This is a genomic window from Massilia sp. 9096 (assembly GCF_000745265.1).
Classification (GTDB): domain Bacteria; phylum Pseudomonadota; class Gammaproteobacteria; order Burkholderiales; family Burkholderiaceae_D; genus Telluria.
In genome coordinates this window covers 1,500,460-1,519,073 of record NZ_JQNN01000001.1, presented here as the reverse complement: position 1 = coordinate 1,519,073, position 18,614 = coordinate 1,500,460, and the positions used below count along the sequence as shown (strand labels likewise).

17 protein-coding genes are annotated in these 18,614 nt (G+C 66.9%); 8 read left to right on the top strand and 9 right to left on the bottom strand.

All coding sequences use genetic code 11. The features are described from left to right. Positions 1-74: 74 nt before the first annotated feature. From FA90_RS06600 to nadC, 3 genes are all read left to right on the top strand, one after another. Positions 75-1,676, top strand: a complete 1,602-nt coding sequence (locus FA90_RS06600) for an ABC-F family ATPase (protein WP_081933694.1) — start codon at positions 75-77, stop codon at positions 1,674-1,676. An 88-nt stretch (positions 1,677-1,764) separates the two neighbouring features. Continuing rightward, on the top strand, positions 1,765-2,901 hold the full coding sequence (nadA, locus tag FA90_RS06595) for a quinolinate synthase NadA (RefSeq protein WP_036167150.1): 1,137 nt from the start codon (positions 1,765-1,767) through the stop codon (positions 2,899-2,901). Beyond that, the gene (gene nadC / locus FA90_RS06590) at positions 2,898-3,773 is read left to right on the top strand and encodes a carboxylating nicotinate-nucleotide diphosphorylase (protein ID WP_036167147.1); all 876 of its coding nucleotides are present in this window, start codon (positions 2,898-2,900) and stop codon (positions 3,771-3,773) included. The genes nadA and nadC overlap by 4 nt, the downstream gene beginning before the upstream one ends. A 120-nt stretch (positions 3,774-3,893) precedes the next feature. On the opposite strand, the gene FA90_RS06585 is transcribed toward nadC, so the two are convergent. The 6 genes from FA90_RS06585 to FA90_RS06560 form a co-directional block, all read right to left on the bottom strand. Then, the gene (locus tag FA90_RS06585; protein ID WP_036167144.1) at positions 3,894-4,925 is read right to left on the bottom strand and encodes an alpha/beta fold hydrolase; all 1,032 of its coding nucleotides are present in this window, start codon (positions 4,923-4,925) and stop codon (positions 3,894-3,896) included. Next, a complete protein-coding gene (locus FA90_RS06580; protein WP_036167141.1) occupies positions 4,922-5,842 on the bottom strand; it encodes an NAD-dependent protein deacetylase in 921 nt (306 codons plus the stop codon). Before FA90_RS06580 ends, FA90_RS06585 begins: the two co-directional genes overlap by 4 nt. 96 nt (positions 5,843-5,938) lie before the next feature. After that, the gene (locus tag FA90_RS06575) at positions 5,939-6,847 is read right to left on the bottom strand and encodes a DMT family transporter (protein WP_036167138.1); all 909 of its coding nucleotides are present in this window, start codon (positions 6,845-6,847) and stop codon (positions 5,939-5,941) included. A 24-nt stretch (positions 6,848-6,871) separates the two neighbouring features. After that, the gene (gene nadB, locus FA90_RS06570) at positions 6,872-8,503 is read right to left on the bottom strand and encodes an L-aspartate oxidase (protein WP_036167135.1); all 1,632 of its coding nucleotides are present in this window, start codon (positions 8,501-8,503) and stop codon (positions 6,872-6,874) included. A gap of 97 nt (positions 8,504-8,600) precedes the next feature. Next, entirely contained in the window at positions 8,601-9,812 is a 1,212-nt protein-coding gene (locus FA90_RS06565; protein WP_036167133.1) for a glycosyltransferase family 4 protein, read from the bottom strand. A 31-nt stretch (positions 9,813-9,843) separates the two neighbouring features. Beyond that, positions 9,844-11,070, bottom strand: a complete 1,227-nt coding sequence (locus tag FA90_RS06560) for a glycosyltransferase (protein WP_051972120.1) — start codon at positions 11,068-11,070, stop codon at positions 9,844-9,846. Positions 11,071-11,479: 409 nt separating this feature from the next. On the opposite strand from FA90_RS06560, the gene FA90_RS06555 reads away from it, so the two are divergent. The 4 genes from FA90_RS06555 (at position 11,480) to FA90_RS06540 (ending at position 14,523) form a co-directional block, all read left to right on the top strand. After that, positions 11,480-11,977 carry a pyridoxamine 5'-phosphate oxidase family protein gene (locus FA90_RS06555; protein WP_036167131.1) on the top strand — a complete coding sequence of 166 codons (498 nt, stop codon included), beginning with the start codon at positions 11,480-11,482 and terminating at the stop codon, positions 11,975-11,977. 137 nt (positions 11,978-12,114) lie between these two features. Further along, a complete protein-coding gene (gene pnuC / locus FA90_RS06550) occupies positions 12,115-12,768 on the top strand; it encodes a nicotinamide riboside transporter PnuC (protein WP_051971511.1) in 654 nt (217 codons plus the stop codon). Next, positions 12,765-14,078, top strand: a complete 1,314-nt coding sequence (locus FA90_RS06545) for an amidohydrolase family protein (RefSeq protein WP_036167129.1) — start codon at positions 12,765-12,767, stop codon at positions 14,076-14,078. The genes pnuC and FA90_RS06545 overlap by 4 nt, the downstream gene beginning before the upstream one ends. Positions 14,079-14,187: 109 nt before the next feature. Further along, a complete protein-coding gene (locus FA90_RS06540; protein ID WP_036174468.1) occupies positions 14,188-14,523 on the top strand; it encodes a four-helix bundle copper-binding protein in 336 nt (111 codons plus the stop codon). A gap of 112 nt (positions 14,524-14,635) precedes the next feature. On the opposite strand, the gene FA90_RS06535 is transcribed toward FA90_RS06540, so the two are convergent. Further along, positions 14,636-15,010: a hypothetical protein gene (locus FA90_RS06535; protein WP_051971510.1), complete on the bottom strand. Its 375-nt coding sequence runs from the start codon at positions 15,008-15,010 to the stop codon at positions 14,636-14,638. A 155-nt stretch (positions 15,011-15,165) separates the two neighbouring features. Then, the gene (locus FA90_RS06530; RefSeq protein ID WP_036167125.1) at positions 15,166-15,444 is read right to left on the bottom strand and encodes a hypothetical protein; all 279 of its coding nucleotides are present in this window, start codon (positions 15,442-15,444) and stop codon (positions 15,166-15,168) included. 562 nt (positions 15,445-16,006) lie between these two features. Here FA90_RS06530 and FA90_RS06525 point away from each other — a divergent pair. Then, positions 16,007-17,179 (top strand): tyrosine-type recombinase/integrase, encoded by a 1,173-nt coding sequence (locus FA90_RS06525; RefSeq protein WP_036167124.1) that lies wholly within the window; start codon positions 16,007-16,009, stop codon positions 17,177-17,179. Between the two features lie 351 nt (positions 17,180-17,530). Here FA90_RS06525 and FA90_RS06520 read toward each other — a convergent pair whose 3' ends face one another. Beyond that, positions 17,531-18,568, bottom strand: a complete 1,038-nt coding sequence (locus FA90_RS06520; protein ID WP_197065253.1) for a DNA-binding protein — start codon at positions 18,566-18,568, stop codon at positions 17,531-17,533. Between the last annotated feature and the right edge of the window lie 46 nt (positions 18,569-18,614).

Here is an 18,614-nt window from a genome sequence, read left to right as displayed (position 1 = left end):
GAGGCGCCGCTGTAGCCGGCCCGATCGGATGGTAAAATAGACGGTTAATCGCAATATCATCCGAGGGTCATCCTGTGCTTAGTACAGCCAACATCACGATGCAGTTCGGCGCGAAGCCGCTGTTCGAAAACATTTCCGTCAAATTCGGCGACGGCAACCGTTACGGCCTGATCGGCGCCAACGGCTGCGGCAAGTCGACGTTCATGAAGATCCTGGGCGGCGACCTCGAGCCGTCCGGCGGCAACGTCTCGCTCGATCCGGGCGAGCGTCTCGGCAAGCTGCGCCAGGACCAGTTCGCCTACGAAGACGTGCGCGTGCTGGACGTGGTCATGATGGGCCACACCGAGCTGTGGGACGCGATCCGCGAGCGCGATGCGATCTACGCCAACCCGGAAGCGACCGACGAAGACTACATGAAAGCGGCCGAGCTCGAAGGCAAGGTCGCCGAGTACGACGGCTACTCGGCAGAAGCGCGCGCCGGCGAGCTGCTGCTCGGCCTGGGCATCGGCACCGATCTGCACCAGGGCCTGATGAGCGCCGTGGCGCCGGGCTGGAAGCTGCGCGTGCTGCTGGCGCAGGCGCTGTTCTCGGATCCGGACATCCTGCTGCTGGACGAGCCGACCAACAACCTGGACATCCACACGATCTCCTGGCTGGGCGACATGCTGAACCAGCGCAACTCGACGATGATCATCATCTCGCACGACCGCCACTTCCTGAACTCGGTCTGCTCCCACGTCGCCGACATGGACTATGGCACGCTGAAGGTCTATCCGGGCAACTACGACGACTACATGGAAGCGTCGACCCAGGCGCGCAACCAGCAGCTGGCCAACAATGCCAAGGCCAAGGAAAAGGTCGCCGAACTGCAGGAATTCGTGCGCCGCTTCTCGGCCAACAAGTCCAAGGCACGCCAGGCGACCTCGCGCGCCAAGCAGATCGACAAGATCAAGATCGAGGAATTCAAGCCGTCCTCGCGCGCCTATCCGTTCGTGCGCTTCGAGGGCGAGAAGAAGCTGCACCGCCTTGCCGTCGAGACCGAGGGCCTGAGCAAATCGTACGACCGGACCCTGTTCAAGAACTTCTCGATCATGGTCGAAGCCGGCGAGCGCATCGCCATCATCGGCGCCAACGGTGCCGGTAAAACCACGCTGCTGCGCTGCATCGGCAGCCAGCCGATCAGCGGCATGGACGCCGACACCGGCCGCGTCAAGTGGGCCGAGAACGCCAACCCGGGCTACATGCCGCAGGATCCGACCGAGGAATTCGCCACCGACGCCAACCTGACCGACTGGATGGGCCAGTGGACCAAGGAAGGCGACGACGACCAGGCCGTGCGTTCGATCCTGGGCCGCCTGCTGTTCGGCGGCGACGAAGTCAAGAAGTCGGTGCGCGTGCTGTCCGGCGGCGAAAAGGGCCGCATGATGTACGGCAAGCTGATGCTGGGCCGCCACAACGTGCTGCTGATGGACGAGCCGACCAACCACATGGACATGGAATCGATCGAATCGCTCAACGTGGCGCTGGATAAATATGCCGGCACCTTGATCTTCGTCTCGCACGACCGCGAATTCGTGTCCTCGCTGGCCACGCGCATCCTCGAAGTCAAGGAAGACGGCGTGGTCGACTTCCGGGGCAATTACGAGGATTACCTGAAGAGCCAGGGTCTGAATTAATATTCGTGACGCGAACGTAAAAGGCAGGCACGGCGTGCCTCCCTTACATCTGATTTATTGTGACGAAAACGATAAATAAGGTTCATCCATGAACGACATCGTACCGATCAAGACTTTCGAATACGACCGCCCGGTGGGCGGCGTCTGCTCGACCGCCGAAGCCTGGGCACGCACGCCGTCGCCGCTCGAGGTCGCAGAGAAGACCGCGCTGAAAGAGCGCATCAAGCGCCTGCTGAAGGAAAAGAACGCGACGCTGGTGGCGCATTACTACGTCGACGCCGACCTGCAGGACCTGGCCGAGGAAACCGGCGGCTGCGTCTCCGACTCGCTGGAAATGGCGCGTTTCGGACGCGACTGTGCATCGACGACGCTGGTCGTGGCCGGCGTGCGCTTCATGGGCGAGACCGCCAAGATCCTGAGCCCGGAAAAGACGATCCTGATGCCGGACCTGGACGCGACCTGTTCGCTCGACCTGGGCTGCCCGGCCGACGAGTTCGCCGCTTTCTGCGATCAGCACCCGGACCGCACCGTGGTCGTGTACGCCAATACCTCGGCGGCGGTCAAGGCGCGCGCCGACTGGATGGTGACCTCGTCGATCGGCCTGGACATCGTCAAGCACCTGCACGAGCAGGGTAAAAAGATCCTGTGGGCGCCGGACCGCCACCTGGGCGCCTACATTCAAAAGCAGACCGGCGCCGACATGCTGCTGTGGCAGGGTTCCTGCCTGGTGCACGACGAGTTCAAGGGCATCGAACTGGACCTGCTGCGCGCCGAGTACCCGGATGCCAAAGTCCTGGTGCACCCTGAATCCCCGGCTGCGGTCGTGGCCCAGGCCGACGTGGTCGGCTCGACCACCCAGCTGATCGACGCCGCGCGCAACAGTTCGGCGACACACTTCATCGTCGCCACCGACAACGGCATTCTGCACAAGATGCGCATGGCCGCGCCGGGCAAGCACTTCATCGAAGCGCCGACCGCCGGCAACAGCGCCACCTGCAAGAGCTGCGCGCACTGCCCGTGGATGGCGATGAACGGCTTGCAGAACCTGGCCGAGGTGCTCGAAACGGGCGCCAACCAGATCCACGTCGACCCGGAAGTCGGCAGGCAGGCCAAGCGCGCGATCGACCGCATGCTCAATTTCGCGGCCGCGAAAAAAGCCAGGGCGCTGCCGAGCGGCGCACTGGAGCAGGAAGCCAGGCTGTTCTCGGGCGTGGGGCCGGCATGAGCAGTTTGCACAACCCATTCGCCGCCGAGGGCGCGGTCGACGAGACGCTGCAGAGGGCTTTCGAACAAAACATCCTGGCCGCGCTGCTGGAAGACGTCGGCAGCGGCGACCTGACCGGCAAGCTGGTCCCGGTCGCGCCGCGCGCGCAGGCGCGCGTGATCGTGCGCGAGCAGGCCGTGCTGTGCGGCGCGCCGTGGTTCGAGGGCGTGATGCTGGCTGTCGACCAGGACATCGAGATCGACTGGAAGTACGCCGAGGGCGACCTGATGGCGGCCGATTCCGTCGTCTGCACGATCAGCGGTTCGCCGCGTTCGCTGCTCACCGCCGAGCGCGGCGCGCTGAATTTCCTGCAGCTGCTGTCGGGCGTGGCGAGCGCCACCCGCGTCTACGTCGACGTGGTGAAAGGCACCAATGCGAAGATTCTCGACACGCGCAAGACGCTGCCGGGCCTGCGCCAGGCGCAAAAGTATGCGGTGCGCGTGGGCGGCGGCGCCAACCAGCGCATGGCGCTGTACGACGGCATCCTGATCAAGGAAAACCACATCGCGGCGGCGGGCGGCATCACGCCGGCCGTCAAAGCCGCGATGGCGCTCGAGGCCGGCGTGTCGATCCAGGTCGAGGTCGAGTCGATCGCCGAGCTGGAAGAAGCCTTGCAAGCCGGCGCGGTGTCGATCCTGCTGGACAACTTCGACCTGCAGATGATGCGTGACGCGGTACGCACCAACGCCGGCCGCGCGCTGCTGGAAGCCTCGGGCGGCATCAACATGCAGACCGTGCGCGCGATCGCCGAGACCGGCGTGGACCGGATCTCGATCGGCAGCCTGACCAAGGACGTCAAGGCGACGGATTACTCGTTGCGGATCGTGGGCTGAACCCGGGTATTCCGAAAGCGCCGCGCCGCCCGTAGGGGCCGCGCGGCGTTTTTATTTTCGGCGACGCCTCTGTTTTCGCAAGACGTCACGCCAATTTTCCGTGACGCGTCACCCAAATCTTCAGGTGCCGCTCTCGCTCGCCCTTGCCCGCGCCTCCGCTTGTGGATCGCGCAAACTCACCGGCGCCCCCGCGCGCCCGGCGATGTCTTCGATCGCCTCCAGCACCTGTTCAGGATGGGCGTAATGCGTCATGTGCCCCACGCCCGGCTGCAGGCGCAGTTCGCTGCCGCTCGCACCGTTTTGCAGCCTTTCGTTCAGCCGCTCGCTGTTGTGGCCTGGGTCGACCACCCGGTCCTGCGTCCCGCTGACAATCACGACCGGCACCTTCAGCTCACCGTAGCGCTTGGACAGCGCCAGCGCGGCCGGAATCATCAGCGTGTTGTCGGCCGACGCCGCGCGCACCTGCTTGGGCCGCAGCATCATCCACACCGGCAGCTCGCGGAAGCGTTCCGGCACCGGCAGCGGCGCGAACATCGCCTTGGTGAGCGGACGCCACAGCATGCGCGCGCTGATCGGCGATACCGTGTACCGCATCAGGTCGCCGATCAGCGGCAGCGCGGGCAGCGCGAACAGCGGCACGTCCGGCCGCAAGCTCGGATAGTAATAGCCGGACAGCAGCACGAGGCCGCGCACGAAACCGGGCACGTCGAGCGCCATCGACAGCGCCACCAGCGTGCCGATCGAATGGCCGAGCACGATCGCGCTGTCGACGCCGATCTGCTGCAGCGCATGGTGCAGCAGGCGCGCCTGGGCTTGCGGCGTCCACAGGCGCGCACGTGGGCGCTCGCTGTAGCCGAAGCCGGGGCGGTCGAACACGATCACGCGGTAATGCTCGGCCGCGCGCTCGAGCAGGCCGCTGGCTTCGAAGTCGCTGCCGTACACGCCATTACCGTGGATCAGCACCAGCACCGGGCCCTGGCCACGCTCGACGTAGTGCAGGCGCACGCCGTCGACGGTCACGAAGCGGCCAGGCGGCGGGTTATCGGCTTCCGCCTCCTTGGTTTTCGCGCGCACGTACAGGAATGAGGCCGCCAGGCCGAGCCCGGCCGCCAGCGCGCCGGCTTGCCAGCCCTTGATCTTCGAATTGCTCACAGTGTTCCCCCGTCGAGTTGAATGGATGGTCTGACTGTATCAGGACGGCGCTGTTCGAGGAGCGCGGCCACGAGTGGGAGCAATTGTTCGCTCGATTCTTCGATCTTGATGTCGAGCAGGTCGTCGGCGCGCGTCCGCCCCAGGTTGATCGCAGCGATCTTCTTGCCGCTCGCCTGGGCCATGCGCGCGAAGCGAAAGCCCGAGTACACCATCAGCGAGGAGCCGACCACCAGCAAGGCGTCGGCGCGCTCCATCTGGTCGAGGGCGATCGCGGTGCGCGCGGGTGGGACGTTGTCGCCGAAAAAGACCACGTTCGGCATCAGCGTGCCGCCGCAACAGGTGCACCAGGGCAGGCGGAAGTCGGCCAGCTCGGCCGGCTCGACCGAGGCGTCGCCGTCCGGCAGCGGGGTCGCTTCCGTGTGCAGCATGTGCGGGTTCATGTCCCCGAGCTGGCCCTGGATGAAGGCGCGCGGGAACAGCGCCGAGCATTCGAGGCACACGACCGTATGGATATTGCCGTGCAGCTCGAGCACGCTGTGGCTGCCGGCCTGGCCATGCAGGCCGTCGACGTTTTGGGTCAGCACCGAGCCAATGTTCCCGAGCCGCTCGAGCGCGGCGATGGCCAGGTGGCCCGGGTTCGGGCGCGCGCGCGACAGCACCGGCCAGCCGATCATGCTGCGCGCCCAGTAGCGCCGGCGCACGTATTCGTGTTTGCGAAAGTCGGGGCCGTGGATCGGCGGCTTGCCGCGCCGCGTGCCGTCGCGGTCGCGGTAATCGGGGATGCCGGACGCGGTCGACAGCCCGGCCCCGGTCAGTACCAGCGCACGCGGATAGTTGTCGAGGAACTCGGCCAGCCGCGCCGCATGGTCGTGGATGACGCCGTGGATGGGGTCGTGGATCGTGAATGCTTCGGCCATCGCCGTTCTCCGCCTTTTGGTTTTCCGTGAAATGCTACCATTTTACCGCTGGGGCGAAAGGCGCGTTTCCAGGCCCGTCCGGACCGGTACCAGGGTTCAGCGCCGGCTCGAGACCACGATCCCGGCCACGATCAGGCCGAAGGCAAGCGCGTGGTAGGCATGCGGCGGCTCCCCCAGGAAGGCGGACGAGAGCAAGGCCGCGAACAGCGGTGTCAAGTTCATGAAGAAGGCGCCTAGGCCGGGACCGCCGCGGCGGATGCCGGCGCCCCACATCGCGTAGGCCAGCACCGCCGGGCCGAGGCCCACGAAACACAGCGCCGCCAGCAGCATGCCGCTCCACGCGATCGGATGCGCGCACAGCGTCCACTCGACCCCGCTGAACGCCCCCGACCACAGGATGCCAAAGGCCACCTGCACGGCCAGGAAGGCTGCCCAGTTGGCGCGCAGCGCCGGCTCGTCCTTCGGCTGCAGCAGCATCCAGCTGTAGAAGGACCAGGCAATCGTCGCCAGGATCATGAACAGGTCGCCGGCCACCAGGCGCAGCGCCAGCAGGCCGGCAGCGTCGCCGCGGCACAGCACCACCAGCACGCCGGCGATCGACAGCACCGCGCCGGCCACCTGCCAGGGCCGCACCGCGACGCCGTACACGATGCGCCCGACCAGCATCATCCACACCGGCACGCCGGAAGCGACCAGGGTCACGTTGATCGGGGTCGAGGTGCGCAGCGCCAGGTATTGCAGCGAGTTGTACATGCCGATGCCGAGCAGGCCGAGCAGCAGATAGCGCGGCCAGCGCGCGCGTACGCCCGCGAGCGCGCCCGGGGCCCGGAACGTGCTCCAGGCGAGCGGCAGCAACACCCCCAGGGCGATCGCCCAGCGCAGCAGGTTGAGCGTCATCGGCGGCACCGCCTCGCGCACCAGGCGGCCGACCACGGCGTTGCCGGCCCACAGCAGCGGCGGAACGGTGAGCAGGACGATCGTGGATGGCGTGAGCTTTTGCGTCATCGATGCGGACCCGGCGAGCCCGGCTCAGTTACGCCGGCGCGGGGTCAGCACGCTCGGCAGCGCCTTGGGCAAGGTGTCCGGGTAGTCGCGCGAATAATGCAGGCCGCGGCTTTCGCGGCGCGACAGCGCGCTGCGCACGATCAGCTCGGCCACTTCGACCAGGTTGCGCAGCTCCAGCAAGTCGTTGGTGACGCGGAAGTTGCGGTAATACTCGTCGATCTCTTCTTTAAGCAGCTTGATGCGGTGCTTGGCGCGCTCGAGGCGCTTGGTGGTGCGCACGATGCCGACGTAATTCCACATGAAGCGGCGCAGCTCGTCCCAGTTGTGGGCGATGACGACTTCCTCGTCGGCGTTGGTGACGCGGCTCTCGTCCCAGGCCGGCAGGCGCGGCGAATCGACCCGCGGCGAGGCCGCGATCTGCTGGGCGCAGGCGCGCCCGACCACCAGGCACTCGAGCAGCGAGTTGCTGGCCAGGCGGTTGGCGCCGTGCAGGCCGGTATAGGCCGTCTCGCCGACCGCGTACAGGCCGGGGATGTCGGTGCGCCCGGCCAGGTCGGTGACCACGCCGCCGCAGGTAAAGTGCACGGCCGGCACGACCGGGATCGGCTCCCGGGTGATGTCGATGCCGAACTCGAGGCAGCGCGCGTAGATGGTCGGGAAGTGCTCCTTGATGAATGCCGGGCTCTGGTGCGAGATATCCAGGTGCACGTAGTCGAGGCCGCGCTTTTTCATCTCGAAGTCGATGGCGCGCGCCACGACGTCGCGCGGGGCCAGTTCGCCGCGTTCGTCGTGGGCCGGCATGAAGCGGGTGCCGCCGGCCGTACCGGCTTCCGGCGGAAGCTTGAGCAGGCCGCCTTCGCCGCGCACCGCTTCCGAGATCAGGAACGATTTCGCATACGGGTGATACAGGCAGGTCGGGTGGAACTGGATGAATTCCATGTTCGACACGCGGCAACCGGCGCGCCAGGCCATCGCGATGCCGTCGCCGGTCGAGGTGTCGGGATTGGTCGTATATAAATACACCTTGCCGGCGCCGCCGGTAGCCAGCACGGTGTGCTCGGCTTCGAAAGTGAGCACCTTGCCGCTCTGCTCATCCTGCACGTAGATGCCGTGGCAGCGCGGTTGTCCGACCAGGCTGGGCGCGCCGCCGTGAACGCCGGTGGGCGTCAGCTTGTCGGAGGTGATCACGTCGATTGCGCAATGGTGCTCGAACAGCGTGATGTTCGGATGGGCGCGCACCTTCTGTTCGAGCGTGACCTGGACCGCGTGGCCGGTGGCGTCGGCCGCGTGGATGATGCGGCGCTGGCTGTGGCCGCCTTCACGGGTCAGGTGGAAACCCAGTTCCGCGCTGTCGTCGCGTGTGAAAGGCACGCCTTGCTCGATCAGCCATTCGATCGCTTCGCGGCCGTGCTCGACGATGGTGCGCGTGGCCGCCTCGTCGCACAGTCCCGCGCCGGCGACCAGGGTGTCGGCGACGTGCTGGTCGTGGGTGTCGCCGGAATCGAGCACGGCGGCGATGCCGCCCTGGGCCCAGTTGCTGGCGCCATCCAGCAGTTCACGTTTCGAAATGATGGCGACCTTGCGCGTTTGCGCCAGGTGCAGGGCGACCGAGAGGCCTGCCAGGCCGCTGCCCACGATAGCTACGTCGAATTTCATCGCAGTTGGGTTTAACCGTGTTTTTCAAAGAGGCATCACTATAGACCATTTGACAGCGCGCGTCAGGCTGGGGCGGCTCCTTGCGCACCGCCGTGCTTCAGCGGCGCCGGCCTGCAGCCGCCAACACGGCCTCGTACAGGCGGCGGTAGCGCGCCGCCGTGGCTTCCCAGCTGCGCTGACTGGCCACGAAATCGACGGCCGCCTGGCCGAGCGGCGGCCGGCGCCACGGTTCGCCGAGCAGGCGCACCAGCGCGTCGAGCAGGCAGACGCCGCTGCCGGCGCTGAACAGAATGCCATTGTGGCCATGCACCAGCAGGTCGCGATGGCATGCGATGTCGGAGGCGACGATGGCACAGCCCTGGGCCATGGCGTTGAGCAGGTGGCGCGAAGGCAGCAGCGCATGCGGCCCCGGCAGCGCCGGGAACACGGCGATGTCGGCGCGCGGCAGCAGATCGGCGGCGCGCCGGCACGCCAGCGCGCCGGTGACGGCGACGTGCCCGCGCAGGCCGGGCGCGTGCAGGCGCTCGAACAGGTCGTCCTCGCGCGCTTCGTCCGCCCGCCCGCCGCCGGCCACCAGCAGGCGCAGCGCGGGAAAGCGCCGCCGCAGCGCCGGCAGCACCGCCAGCAGCAAGTCGAACCCATCCTCGCGCCGCAGACGGCCGGCGTAGACGATCAGCGGCGCGCCTTCGAGCCCTGCGGGTGCGCGCACCTGCGCGCACGCCGGCGCCAGGTCCGGCGCCGGCGGGATCACGGCGATGCGCCCGGCGCACAAGCCCTGGGCGCGCAGCGACGCGCGCTGCCCGGCGCTGCCGGCGGCGAGGGCGTCGGCGCGGCATAGCGCCCAGCGTTCGACCGCGCCGGCATCGGGCGCATGGCGCTGGGCGTCGACCACCAGCGGCAAGCGTAGGAGGCGCGCGGCCGGCAGGGCGGCCAGCGCATGGCGTGTCGGCGTATGCACGTGGATCAGGTCGGGGCGCGTCAGCCGCGTCACCTGACGCAGGCGCCAGGCCAGCGTGCCCAGCGCCAACGCCGGACTCAGGGCTGGAATCAGCGAATTCGCCAGCGCACCGATCCGGCGACAAGTGTGCAACGGCGGCCCGGTCCGGTAGAAGTGCCAGACGTGGCCGTCATGCTCCTGCGGCCAATGCGCCACGCCCGGCTCGACCTCGGCCTGCCTGTCGGCCGGCGCCGCCGTCAGCTGCACGGTCTGCACGCCCTGGGTACGCAATTGGCCGAGCAGGGCGAGCGAGCGCCGGCGGTAATCGTTGCGGCGCCGTGCCGCATGGTCGAACAGGTGGAGAACGCGCATAGGGCGATGAGCGAGGCGGCGACGCCGGCCGCTACCCGGTCGAGTGCCCGTGCCCGCCAAGCACGGCGTCGGCGTCCTCGCTGCGCGTCACCGCGTCATACACGGCGAGATAGTCGCGCGCCATCGCCGGCATGCTGTGGCGCGCGATCACCTGGCCGCGCGCGCGGGCGCCATGGCGCGCGGCGATGGCGGGAATGCGGCAATAGTCGGCGATGGCCGCGGCCAGCAGGTCGGCCGAGTCCGGCGGCACCAGGATGCCGGTAAAGCCCGGATGCACCAGCTCGGTGTGGCCGCCGACGGCGGTGGCCACCACCGGCAAGCCGCTCGCCATCGCCTCCAGGATCGCGTTGGAGCGGTTGTCGACGCGCGCGGGCTGGACGAACAAGTCCATCGCCCGCATCAGCTGCGGCACGTCGGCGCGCGCGCCCGGCAGCCACGCCCGCTCCGCGGCGCCGCCACGCTGCAGCATCGCCAGGCATTCGGCGCGCTCGGGACCGTCGCCGACGATCAGCAAGCGCAGGCGCGCATGGGCGGGGTGCGGCGAGGCGATCAGGCGCAGGAAGGCTTCGACCAGCGTGATCTGGCTGCCGTCACCGTCCATGTGGCCGACGCTGCCCAGCACGAAGACATTGTCCTGCATGAAGCCGGGCGGCCCGATCGCGGCGGCAGGACCAAGGCGCGGGTGGAACTGCACGCTGTCGACGCCGTTCGCGATTTGCGATACGCGCGCCGGCTCGGCGCCGATCGATTCGACCAGCCAATGCTCGAGGTCGCTGCTGACGGCGATGAAGTGGTCGATCAGGGGACACAGCAGGCGGCACAGGAGGCGCCCGCGCAGGCCGCGCGCGCCATGGCCCGACAGTTCACGGCCGTGTTCGGCATGCACGCGCCGGTGCACGCCGGCGAGCGTCGCCACCACCTGGGCCAGCAGGCCGGAGCGGTTACGGGTGTGGATCAGGTCCGGCTGCAAGCGCCGCAGCACGCGGTACAGGCGGACGTGGTGCAGTGGATCGCAGGAGTCCGGACGCTTGTGGATGTTGATGACCTCGACGCCATGCTCGCGCAGCCCGGCCTGGTAGTCGCCGGCGTCGTGCAGGCAGACGATAGCATGGCGGTAGCGCTCGGCAGGCAGGTGACGGATCAGGCTGAGCAAGCCGTTTTCGGTCTCGGCCGAGGCCAGTTTTTCGACGAGGTGGACGACGAGCAGGGGGCGCTCGCCATCCTGCACCGGGGCGCCGGCGGGTGAGGGTGCGCTCATGTCCAGGCATCCGCGCAACACCGCGGACAGGAGGCGCGACGATGCGCAAAGCGGGACGCAGGGCAGCACGCACGAAGGTGCAGGGCACGGGTTTCGAGGCGGATCATGACGGGCTGCTCCATGCAGGCTGCTCCATGCTGGTTGGCGCCGAAGTTGGCGCCGGCGTCGATACTCCAGCGCCCCAATCTGGCGCACGAGCACGATTATAGGTCGCACGCATCGACGGCTTTTTCGCGCTTGCTGGACCGTTGATGGGTCTCAAAAAACCTTTGGACGCATCCTGCTGCGACGAACCAGCTGTCCAATATCCATGTCCACGCACCCGAGGCCGCCCGTGCGTTCGCCGCCGCACCGACCGGACGGCGCGCGCGGCGCTACGATTGCGACTCCAATCGAATGAGGACACGCCATGCCAAACCGTAATCCGAACGATATCGCCGAACTGAGCGCAAAGATCAAGGGAACCCGCTTCCCGATGTTTACCTGGCAGGATGCCCACGGCCACCTGCTGAGCCAACCGATGACCCAGGAGCACATCGACGACGATGGCGGCATCTGGTTCTTCACCTCGACCCAGACCTCGCTGTGGGATTGCATCGCACACCGCCCGCAGGTCAACCTGGCCTTCGCCAAGCCGGAAGACCAGCATTACGTCTCGGTGGCCGGCACGGCCGAGCGCGTCGTCGACCGCGAACTGATCCGCAAGATGTGGAATACCGGCGCCCAGGCCTGGTTCCCCGCCGGCCCGGAAGACGAGCATGCCGTGCTGATCCGCGTCGATCCGCACTCGGCCGAGTACTGGGATTCGAACGACAACAAGATGGTGCGCATGTTCGCGATGGCCAAGGCCGCGATGACCGGCACCACGCCCGACGTGAACAACGAGCACGGCACGCTCAAGCTGTAAGGCGGCAACCCGGCCGCAGCGGACCGCAGCCGATCGCAGGGGACTTTTCTCTCTTGCAATAACCGCATCGGCTCGGTAGAGTACACGCTTCTTTCAAGAGGAGCGGCGATGGGTGTCGAAGGGCAGGGCCGGGCGCGATGAGCGGCCTGCAGGCGTGGGCGGCCGCGGTCCTGTCCGAGCTGGTCCATACGTCGCCGCTGGAACTCGCGGCCAACGCCTTCACCGCGATTAACATCGTGCTGGCCGGCCGCAACAACATCCACACCTGGTGGACCGGCATCGTCGGCACCGCCCTGTTCGCGGTCGTGTTCGCCGGCAGCCACCTGTACGCCGACGTCGTGCTGCAGCTGTTTTTCGTCGCCAGCGGCGTCTACGGCTGGTGGAAGTGGCTGCGCGGCGACCATGGCAAACCGCTGCCGATCCGCCACGTCACCCCCGCCCAGCTGGCCTGGACCGTCCCGGCCGGTATCGTCGCCACCGCGGCCTACGGGGCGATGCTGCATTTTCATACCCAGGCCTACGCGCCGTTCTTCGATTCGACCGTGCTCGTGTTCAGTATCATCGGCCAGATCCTGATGATGCAGCGCCGCGTCGAGAACTGGGCGTTCTGGCTGCTGGTGAACACCATCTGCGTGCCGCTGTATTACAGCCGCGGCCTGCACCTGACTTCGCTGCTGTACGCCGGCTTCTGGATCAACGCTATCCATGCCTGGCGCAACTGGCGCCGCCTCGCGGCACTGAACCTCGCATCACCGTCTTCCCCCAAGCACACCGAAAGCTCTCACGCATGAACAAGAAACCGATCGCGGCCCTGGTTGCCGCCCTGTCCATCGCGGCCCACGCCGGCGCCCAGACCACGCCCGAGCCGACGCCCAGGCACGTCGTCGCCGTCCACGCCGGCCGCCTGGTCGATGTCGTGGCCGGCAAGGTGCTGACCGACCAGACCATCCTGATCGAGGGCGAACGCATCGTCGCTGTCGGCGCGAGCGGCGCCGTCAACGTGCCGGCCGGGGCCGAGACGATCGACCTGTCGCGCTCGACCGTGCTGCCCGGCCTGATCGACGCCCATACCCACCTGACCGACGACCCGTACATGAGCGGCTACCGTTCGCTCGGCGTGTCCGACATCCGCGCCGCCATGTTCGGCGTGCAGTCGGCGCGGCGCACGCTGGAAGCGGGCTTTACCACCGTGCGCAATGTCGGCGCCAGCGGCTTCGGCGACGTGGCGCTACGGGACGCGATCAACGACGGCGAAGTCGAAGGCCCGCGCATGCGCGTGTCCGGCTACCCGATCGGGATCCAGGGCGGCCACTGCGACAACAACCTGCTGCCGCACGACTTTCACTATCAAGAAGGCGGCGTCGCCGACGGCCCGTGGCAGGGCCGCACCAAGGCGCGCGAGATGGTCAAGTTCGGCGCCGACGTGATCAAGATCTGCGCCTCCGGCGGCGTGCTCTCGAAAGGCGACGAGCCGGGCGCCGAGCAGCTGACGCTGGAAGAAATGAAGGCGATCGTCGACGAAGCGCACAAGCTGGGCCGCCGCGTGGCCGCGCACGCGCACGGCGCGACCAGCATCCGCGACGCCATCATCGCCGGGGTCGACTCGGTCGAGCACGCCAGCCTGATCGACGACGAAGGCATCAAGCTGGCCAAGCAGCACGGCACCTACCTGGTGATGGACATCTACAACGACGACTTCATCCTGCAGGAAGGCGCCAAGGCCGGCATGCTGCCCGAGTCGCTCGAGAAGGAGCGCCATATCGGCCGCGTCCAGCGCGAAAACTTCCAGAAAGCCTGGCGCGCCGGGGTGAAGATGGCCTTCGGCACCGACGCCGGCGTCTACCCGCACGGCGATAACGCGAAGCAGTTCTATTATATGGTCAAGTTCGGCATGACGCCGATGCAGGCGATCCAGGCCGCCACCGTCGGCGGCGCCGACCTGCTCGGCTGGCAGGACCGCGTCGGTTCGCTCCAGCCGGGCAAATATGCCGACATCATCGCCGTGAACGGCGACCCGCTCGCCGATCCGGGCGAACTGACCCACGTGAAGTTCGTGATGAAGGGTGGGGCGGTGATCAAGGGGCAGCCGGCCGCCCGCTGAGCGCCGACTTGGACGAGGCCAGGCCTGCTTGCCTGGCCGTATCGTCCATTTGCACAAATGCTTGTGTGCTAACCTGCTTCATCTTGAACAAATCACGATGGAGGACAGGATGCCCCGCGACGACTACGAAGCATGTATCGAGGCCTGCCAGGCCTGCGCAACCGCCTGCGACAACTGCTCGACTGCCTGCCTGCAGGAAGACGACGTCAACATGATGGTGCGCTGTATTGCGCTCGACATGGATTGCGCGGCGATCTGCCGTGACGCCGCCGCCTTCATGGCGCGCGGCAGCGATTTCGCCGCCGAACTCTGCCGCCTGTGCGCAACCGTCTGCGATGCCTGCGCCGCGGAGTGCGGCCAGCACCAGATGGACCATTGCCAGGAATGCGCGCAAGCCTGCCGGCGCTGCGCCGAGGCGTGCCGTCAGATGGCGCAGGCTGCCTGAGCGGCGCCACGCGAGCGGCGTGGGCGGACACGTCACGCGCACGCGTGAAAACTCGGCGCCTGCAGAGCGCAGCCGCCGTGTGCAGCCGCCGTGTGCAGCCCTTGAGCGACGCTTAAGGTCGCGGCGGCGCCAGGTCGCTTTCGTCCTGGTTCGCGCCGGTTTCAGGGGTGCCCAGGCCGGTCGGCTGCGGGCCGGCCTGCGCGCTGCGCGTGTCCTGGTAGCCGCGCCCGATCGCGGTGGCGTCGAGACCCGCGCCCTCGGGCGCGGCGGCCGTGCTGCCGGCAATCGCATCGCCCGCCGACGGGGCCGGGGCCGGCGCGCGCGGCGCCACCTCGAGGTCCTTGGGCAAGGTCTGCTGTGCGCCGCCGCTGCCGCCGGTTTCCGCCATCGTCTCGTGGGTCAAAGTGGACCCGGCTTCGCCGCTGGTGGCGCCGCCGACGCCGAGCGTGGTCGAGGCCTGGTCCTGGCTGCCTTGTTGTGTGCTCATGTGCTGTTCTCCGATTTGCATAGATAGCGTGCTTGAGACCCGATGATGCGCGTGGTGCGGGCGCGCGGCAATCGGCGCACGCAGCACGCCAGTGTAGGAGGGCGGCCCAGCCGGCCGCCGCTCCCGCCCCATTCACGCAGCGCCCTAGGGCGCGCTCAGACCGGCAGTTCGGACTGGCCGCCGCCCGCGCCGCCGAAGTCCTGCAGCTGGTCGAGCGTCAAGCGACGCTCGTTGAGCGCCTTCACGATCGCCTGGAGCTGGTCGGGATCGGGCTGCAGGTAGATCATGCGCTGCTCAACCAGATGCTCCCAGTAAGGCGTGTAGGGGACGTCGGTCTCGGCCATCACCTTGGCCTTGAAAGTACCGTCCTGCATTTCGCCGACCAGCATCACGCGGGTCGTGTCGGACGTCGTGTTGTTCACCGTCATGTTCATGGATGCTCCTCTCGTTCGATGCCGTCGGGTTCATTGTCCCGTACGTCAGCGAAGGGTGCAAACACGGTTCAAGCGTGCGCGCGGGCAGGGCGCTCGTCTGCGGCAAGGCGCAGCCCGTGACGGAGGGTTGCCGGCGCAGCTATCGGTCGGTTCGCGCAGCAGGGGCAAGGCAGCTGAGGACGTTGCGGCGACGCGGCGCGCATTGTCCAAGGAATCCGGACGGCTGGCTGTAAGGGCGGCATCGGCAACCGACAGGGATGTGGGGCGGCGCGTGGTCTTGCTGCCGGGAGGCGAGAACAGCGGCGTTGCCCCGGAATTATCGTCCAAGGGCGACGCGGCCCTTTGGCGTGGCGCCGTGCTGGAGAAGATTGCGGCGATGGCCGGATCGCGGAAATCCGGTGGAAAGAGACGACAGCTGAAAGACGAATGCAATGTGCTCGAAGCCGCACCCACACGACCGCCACCAAAACTTTAACTCGACATTACCAAATATATTGTCGAGTACAGTAACCGAACGCGTGAAATGCTATACTGTACATAGATACAGCCCTTTCACCCGTCCATGCCACAGTTTATTCCACTCGACCTCGGTCCGTCATCGGCAGAAGAGTTCGCCGGTCACCCGCGCGGCGAGAGCAGCCGCCTGCACGTCAAGATGTACCGCGTCGCCGACGATGCGATCACCGAAGCCACCACCGATATCGACCTGGCGCGCGAATTCATCGCCCACGGGGAGCTGAGCGCGAAATCGATCCAGAATTCGCAAAAGGAGCTGTACCGCTTCCTGACCTGGTGCCGCGAAGAAGCCAGGAAGACGCTGGCGCAGCTGAACGTCGCGGACCTCAACGCCTACAAGGAATTCCTCAAGAATCCACCGCCTGAGTGGGTCTCGACGACCAAATGGCCGCGCAGCGACGCGCGCTACCGGCCATTCACCGGGCCGTTGTCGGACGCCAGTCGGCGCCAGGCGATGATCGCCGTCAAGGGGCTGATGGGCTTCGCCGAACAGACCGGCTACTTGCGCCGCAACCCTGGCGCGCTGGTGCGCAACGTGCGGGCAGCCTCGAGCAGCCGCATCACGCGCTACCTGACGCAAGGCGCGATCGCGCTCGCGCTGGACACCGTCAGTGCGCGCCCGGCCGACACGCCGGCGGCGTTGCGGCGCCGCGCGCGCGACCGCTTCCTGCTGGTCGCTTTCGCCCATACCGGCGCGCGCCTGAACGAGATCGTCAGCGCATCGATGGGTTCGATCTACACCGAAGGCAATGGACGCTGGTGGCTGGACGTGCTCGGCAAAGGCAACAAGCCGCGCCGCCTCCCGGTCCCGCCCGACATGCTCGCCGCATACCAGGCCTACCGTCAGGCTTTCGAGCTGCTGCCGCAGACCAGCCGCACCGACCGCACGCCGCTGGTGCTGTCGAGCCGTTCGCACGAACTGGCGCGCATCACCGACGAAGCGGCATCGGAAGCGATCAAGGCGGTGTTCGCCGACGCCGCGCGCGTCGCCGACGCCAGAGGCGACCAGGATACCGCCGCCAGCCTGCGTCACGCGTCGGCCCACTGGCTGCGCCACAGCATGTTGACCAACCATGCGAACAACGGGGTGCAGCTGAAAACTTTGCAGGACACCGCAGGGCACGCGAACATCGCGACCACGGCGGCGTACCTGCATAAAACCGACAACGAGCGGCACGACGAGATCATCCGGTCGGCGAACGGGAAGAGCATTCTTTGACGGTTCTTTGAACGCTTACGCCCCTGCGAGGGTGCGTTACGAATATCGCATTTGACATAATATAGATTATGCGAAGTGTGAGCGCGAGGGTGTTCCGGCCGCGTGCGTGCATTTTTTCTGCCTTAGCTCTCGGAAGCAAAGCTGTTAGATCTTTGGAAGTAAAACTGTTAGATGCCGCTGTCCGCATCTGTCTCACAAATTTGCTTCTAACCGCTTCCGGGAAATGCGTCGGGCGACGCGTCGTTCAGCTTAGATGATCTGGTGTCGATCTTCAACTGCGCCAGCGGCCGTCAGCCCCGTCCAGCAATCCGAACCTGGACGGCGCGCCGATCGCCAACCGCACTGCCATCGTCACTCGCTTCCCGACTGCGCGTTCAGCCTGCTGGTCGGCTCACCACCAAACACTGCTTTGTCCAGCTTCGCCAAGCGTTCTTCCAACGCGATTGCACTTTTCGCCGCAGACAGTTCCACTTCGAGCGCGGAGATTTGCCGCCGCAATTCGTCGAACGCGATGTCCGCGCGCGCGGCCGTTTCCCCAGCCTCAGCCAACCGCGTCCTGCTGTCGACCAGTTGTGCCTCGAGCACGGCAGCCCGCGCCTCGACGGCCTGCAGCTGCTCGACCTTCTTCGCTTGGTTGCGGCTGGCTTCACGTTCAAGATGCAGAGCCTGCTTGACCGAACCGAGTTCGGTCGCGAGCGCGGCCGCCTCCTTGTTCAATCGCGTCAACTCTTCCTGCTTGAGCGAAAACGCAAGCTGCGCCTGCTTCAGTTCCGTTTGTAGCCCATGGACTTGGTGCTCATGCCGGCGTTGCTCCTGTTCGCGTTGTTCCTTGGCCGCCGTACGATAATGTTCCAAGGCGTCCCGCGCATGTTTGTGCTTTTCTTCCAGCGACGCTTGGTGCCGTTCGGCGTCGGCCAGCCTACCATTCAGATCAAGCACGCGCTGCTCCGCGGTATGCCGCGCGATCTTCTCGGCGCCGAGCTGGTTTTGGACGGTCGCAAGGTCCTGCTCGCGCGCTTCAAGGCGCCGCGAGACATCGTTGACAGCCCGTCGCGCCTCGCCGAGCTGTGCTTCCAGTTCAGCCCGGGCACGTTCGTCAGCGGCGCGCTGATCGTCCATCCGCGCCCGCACCTCGTCGAGCTCAGCCGTAGCCTCCCGTTTCAGCTGTTCTGCCAGCTGCGTCGCCAGGGCGATGATGGCATCACTGACAGCCTGTGTCGCGCCGCCCTCCTCGACCTCGATTTCGCGCAGGTATTTGTGGATCGTCGTCTTGGACCCTGTATTGCCCAACGCAGCCCGGACCGCGTCGATTGATGGGTGTCGGCCCTGAGCGATCACCTCGTCACGTGCGCGTTTGACATCTGAAAAATACACACCTGAGCGAGCCATCACGTACCTCCGAAATAACATACTAAATTACATACTAACGTAGTAC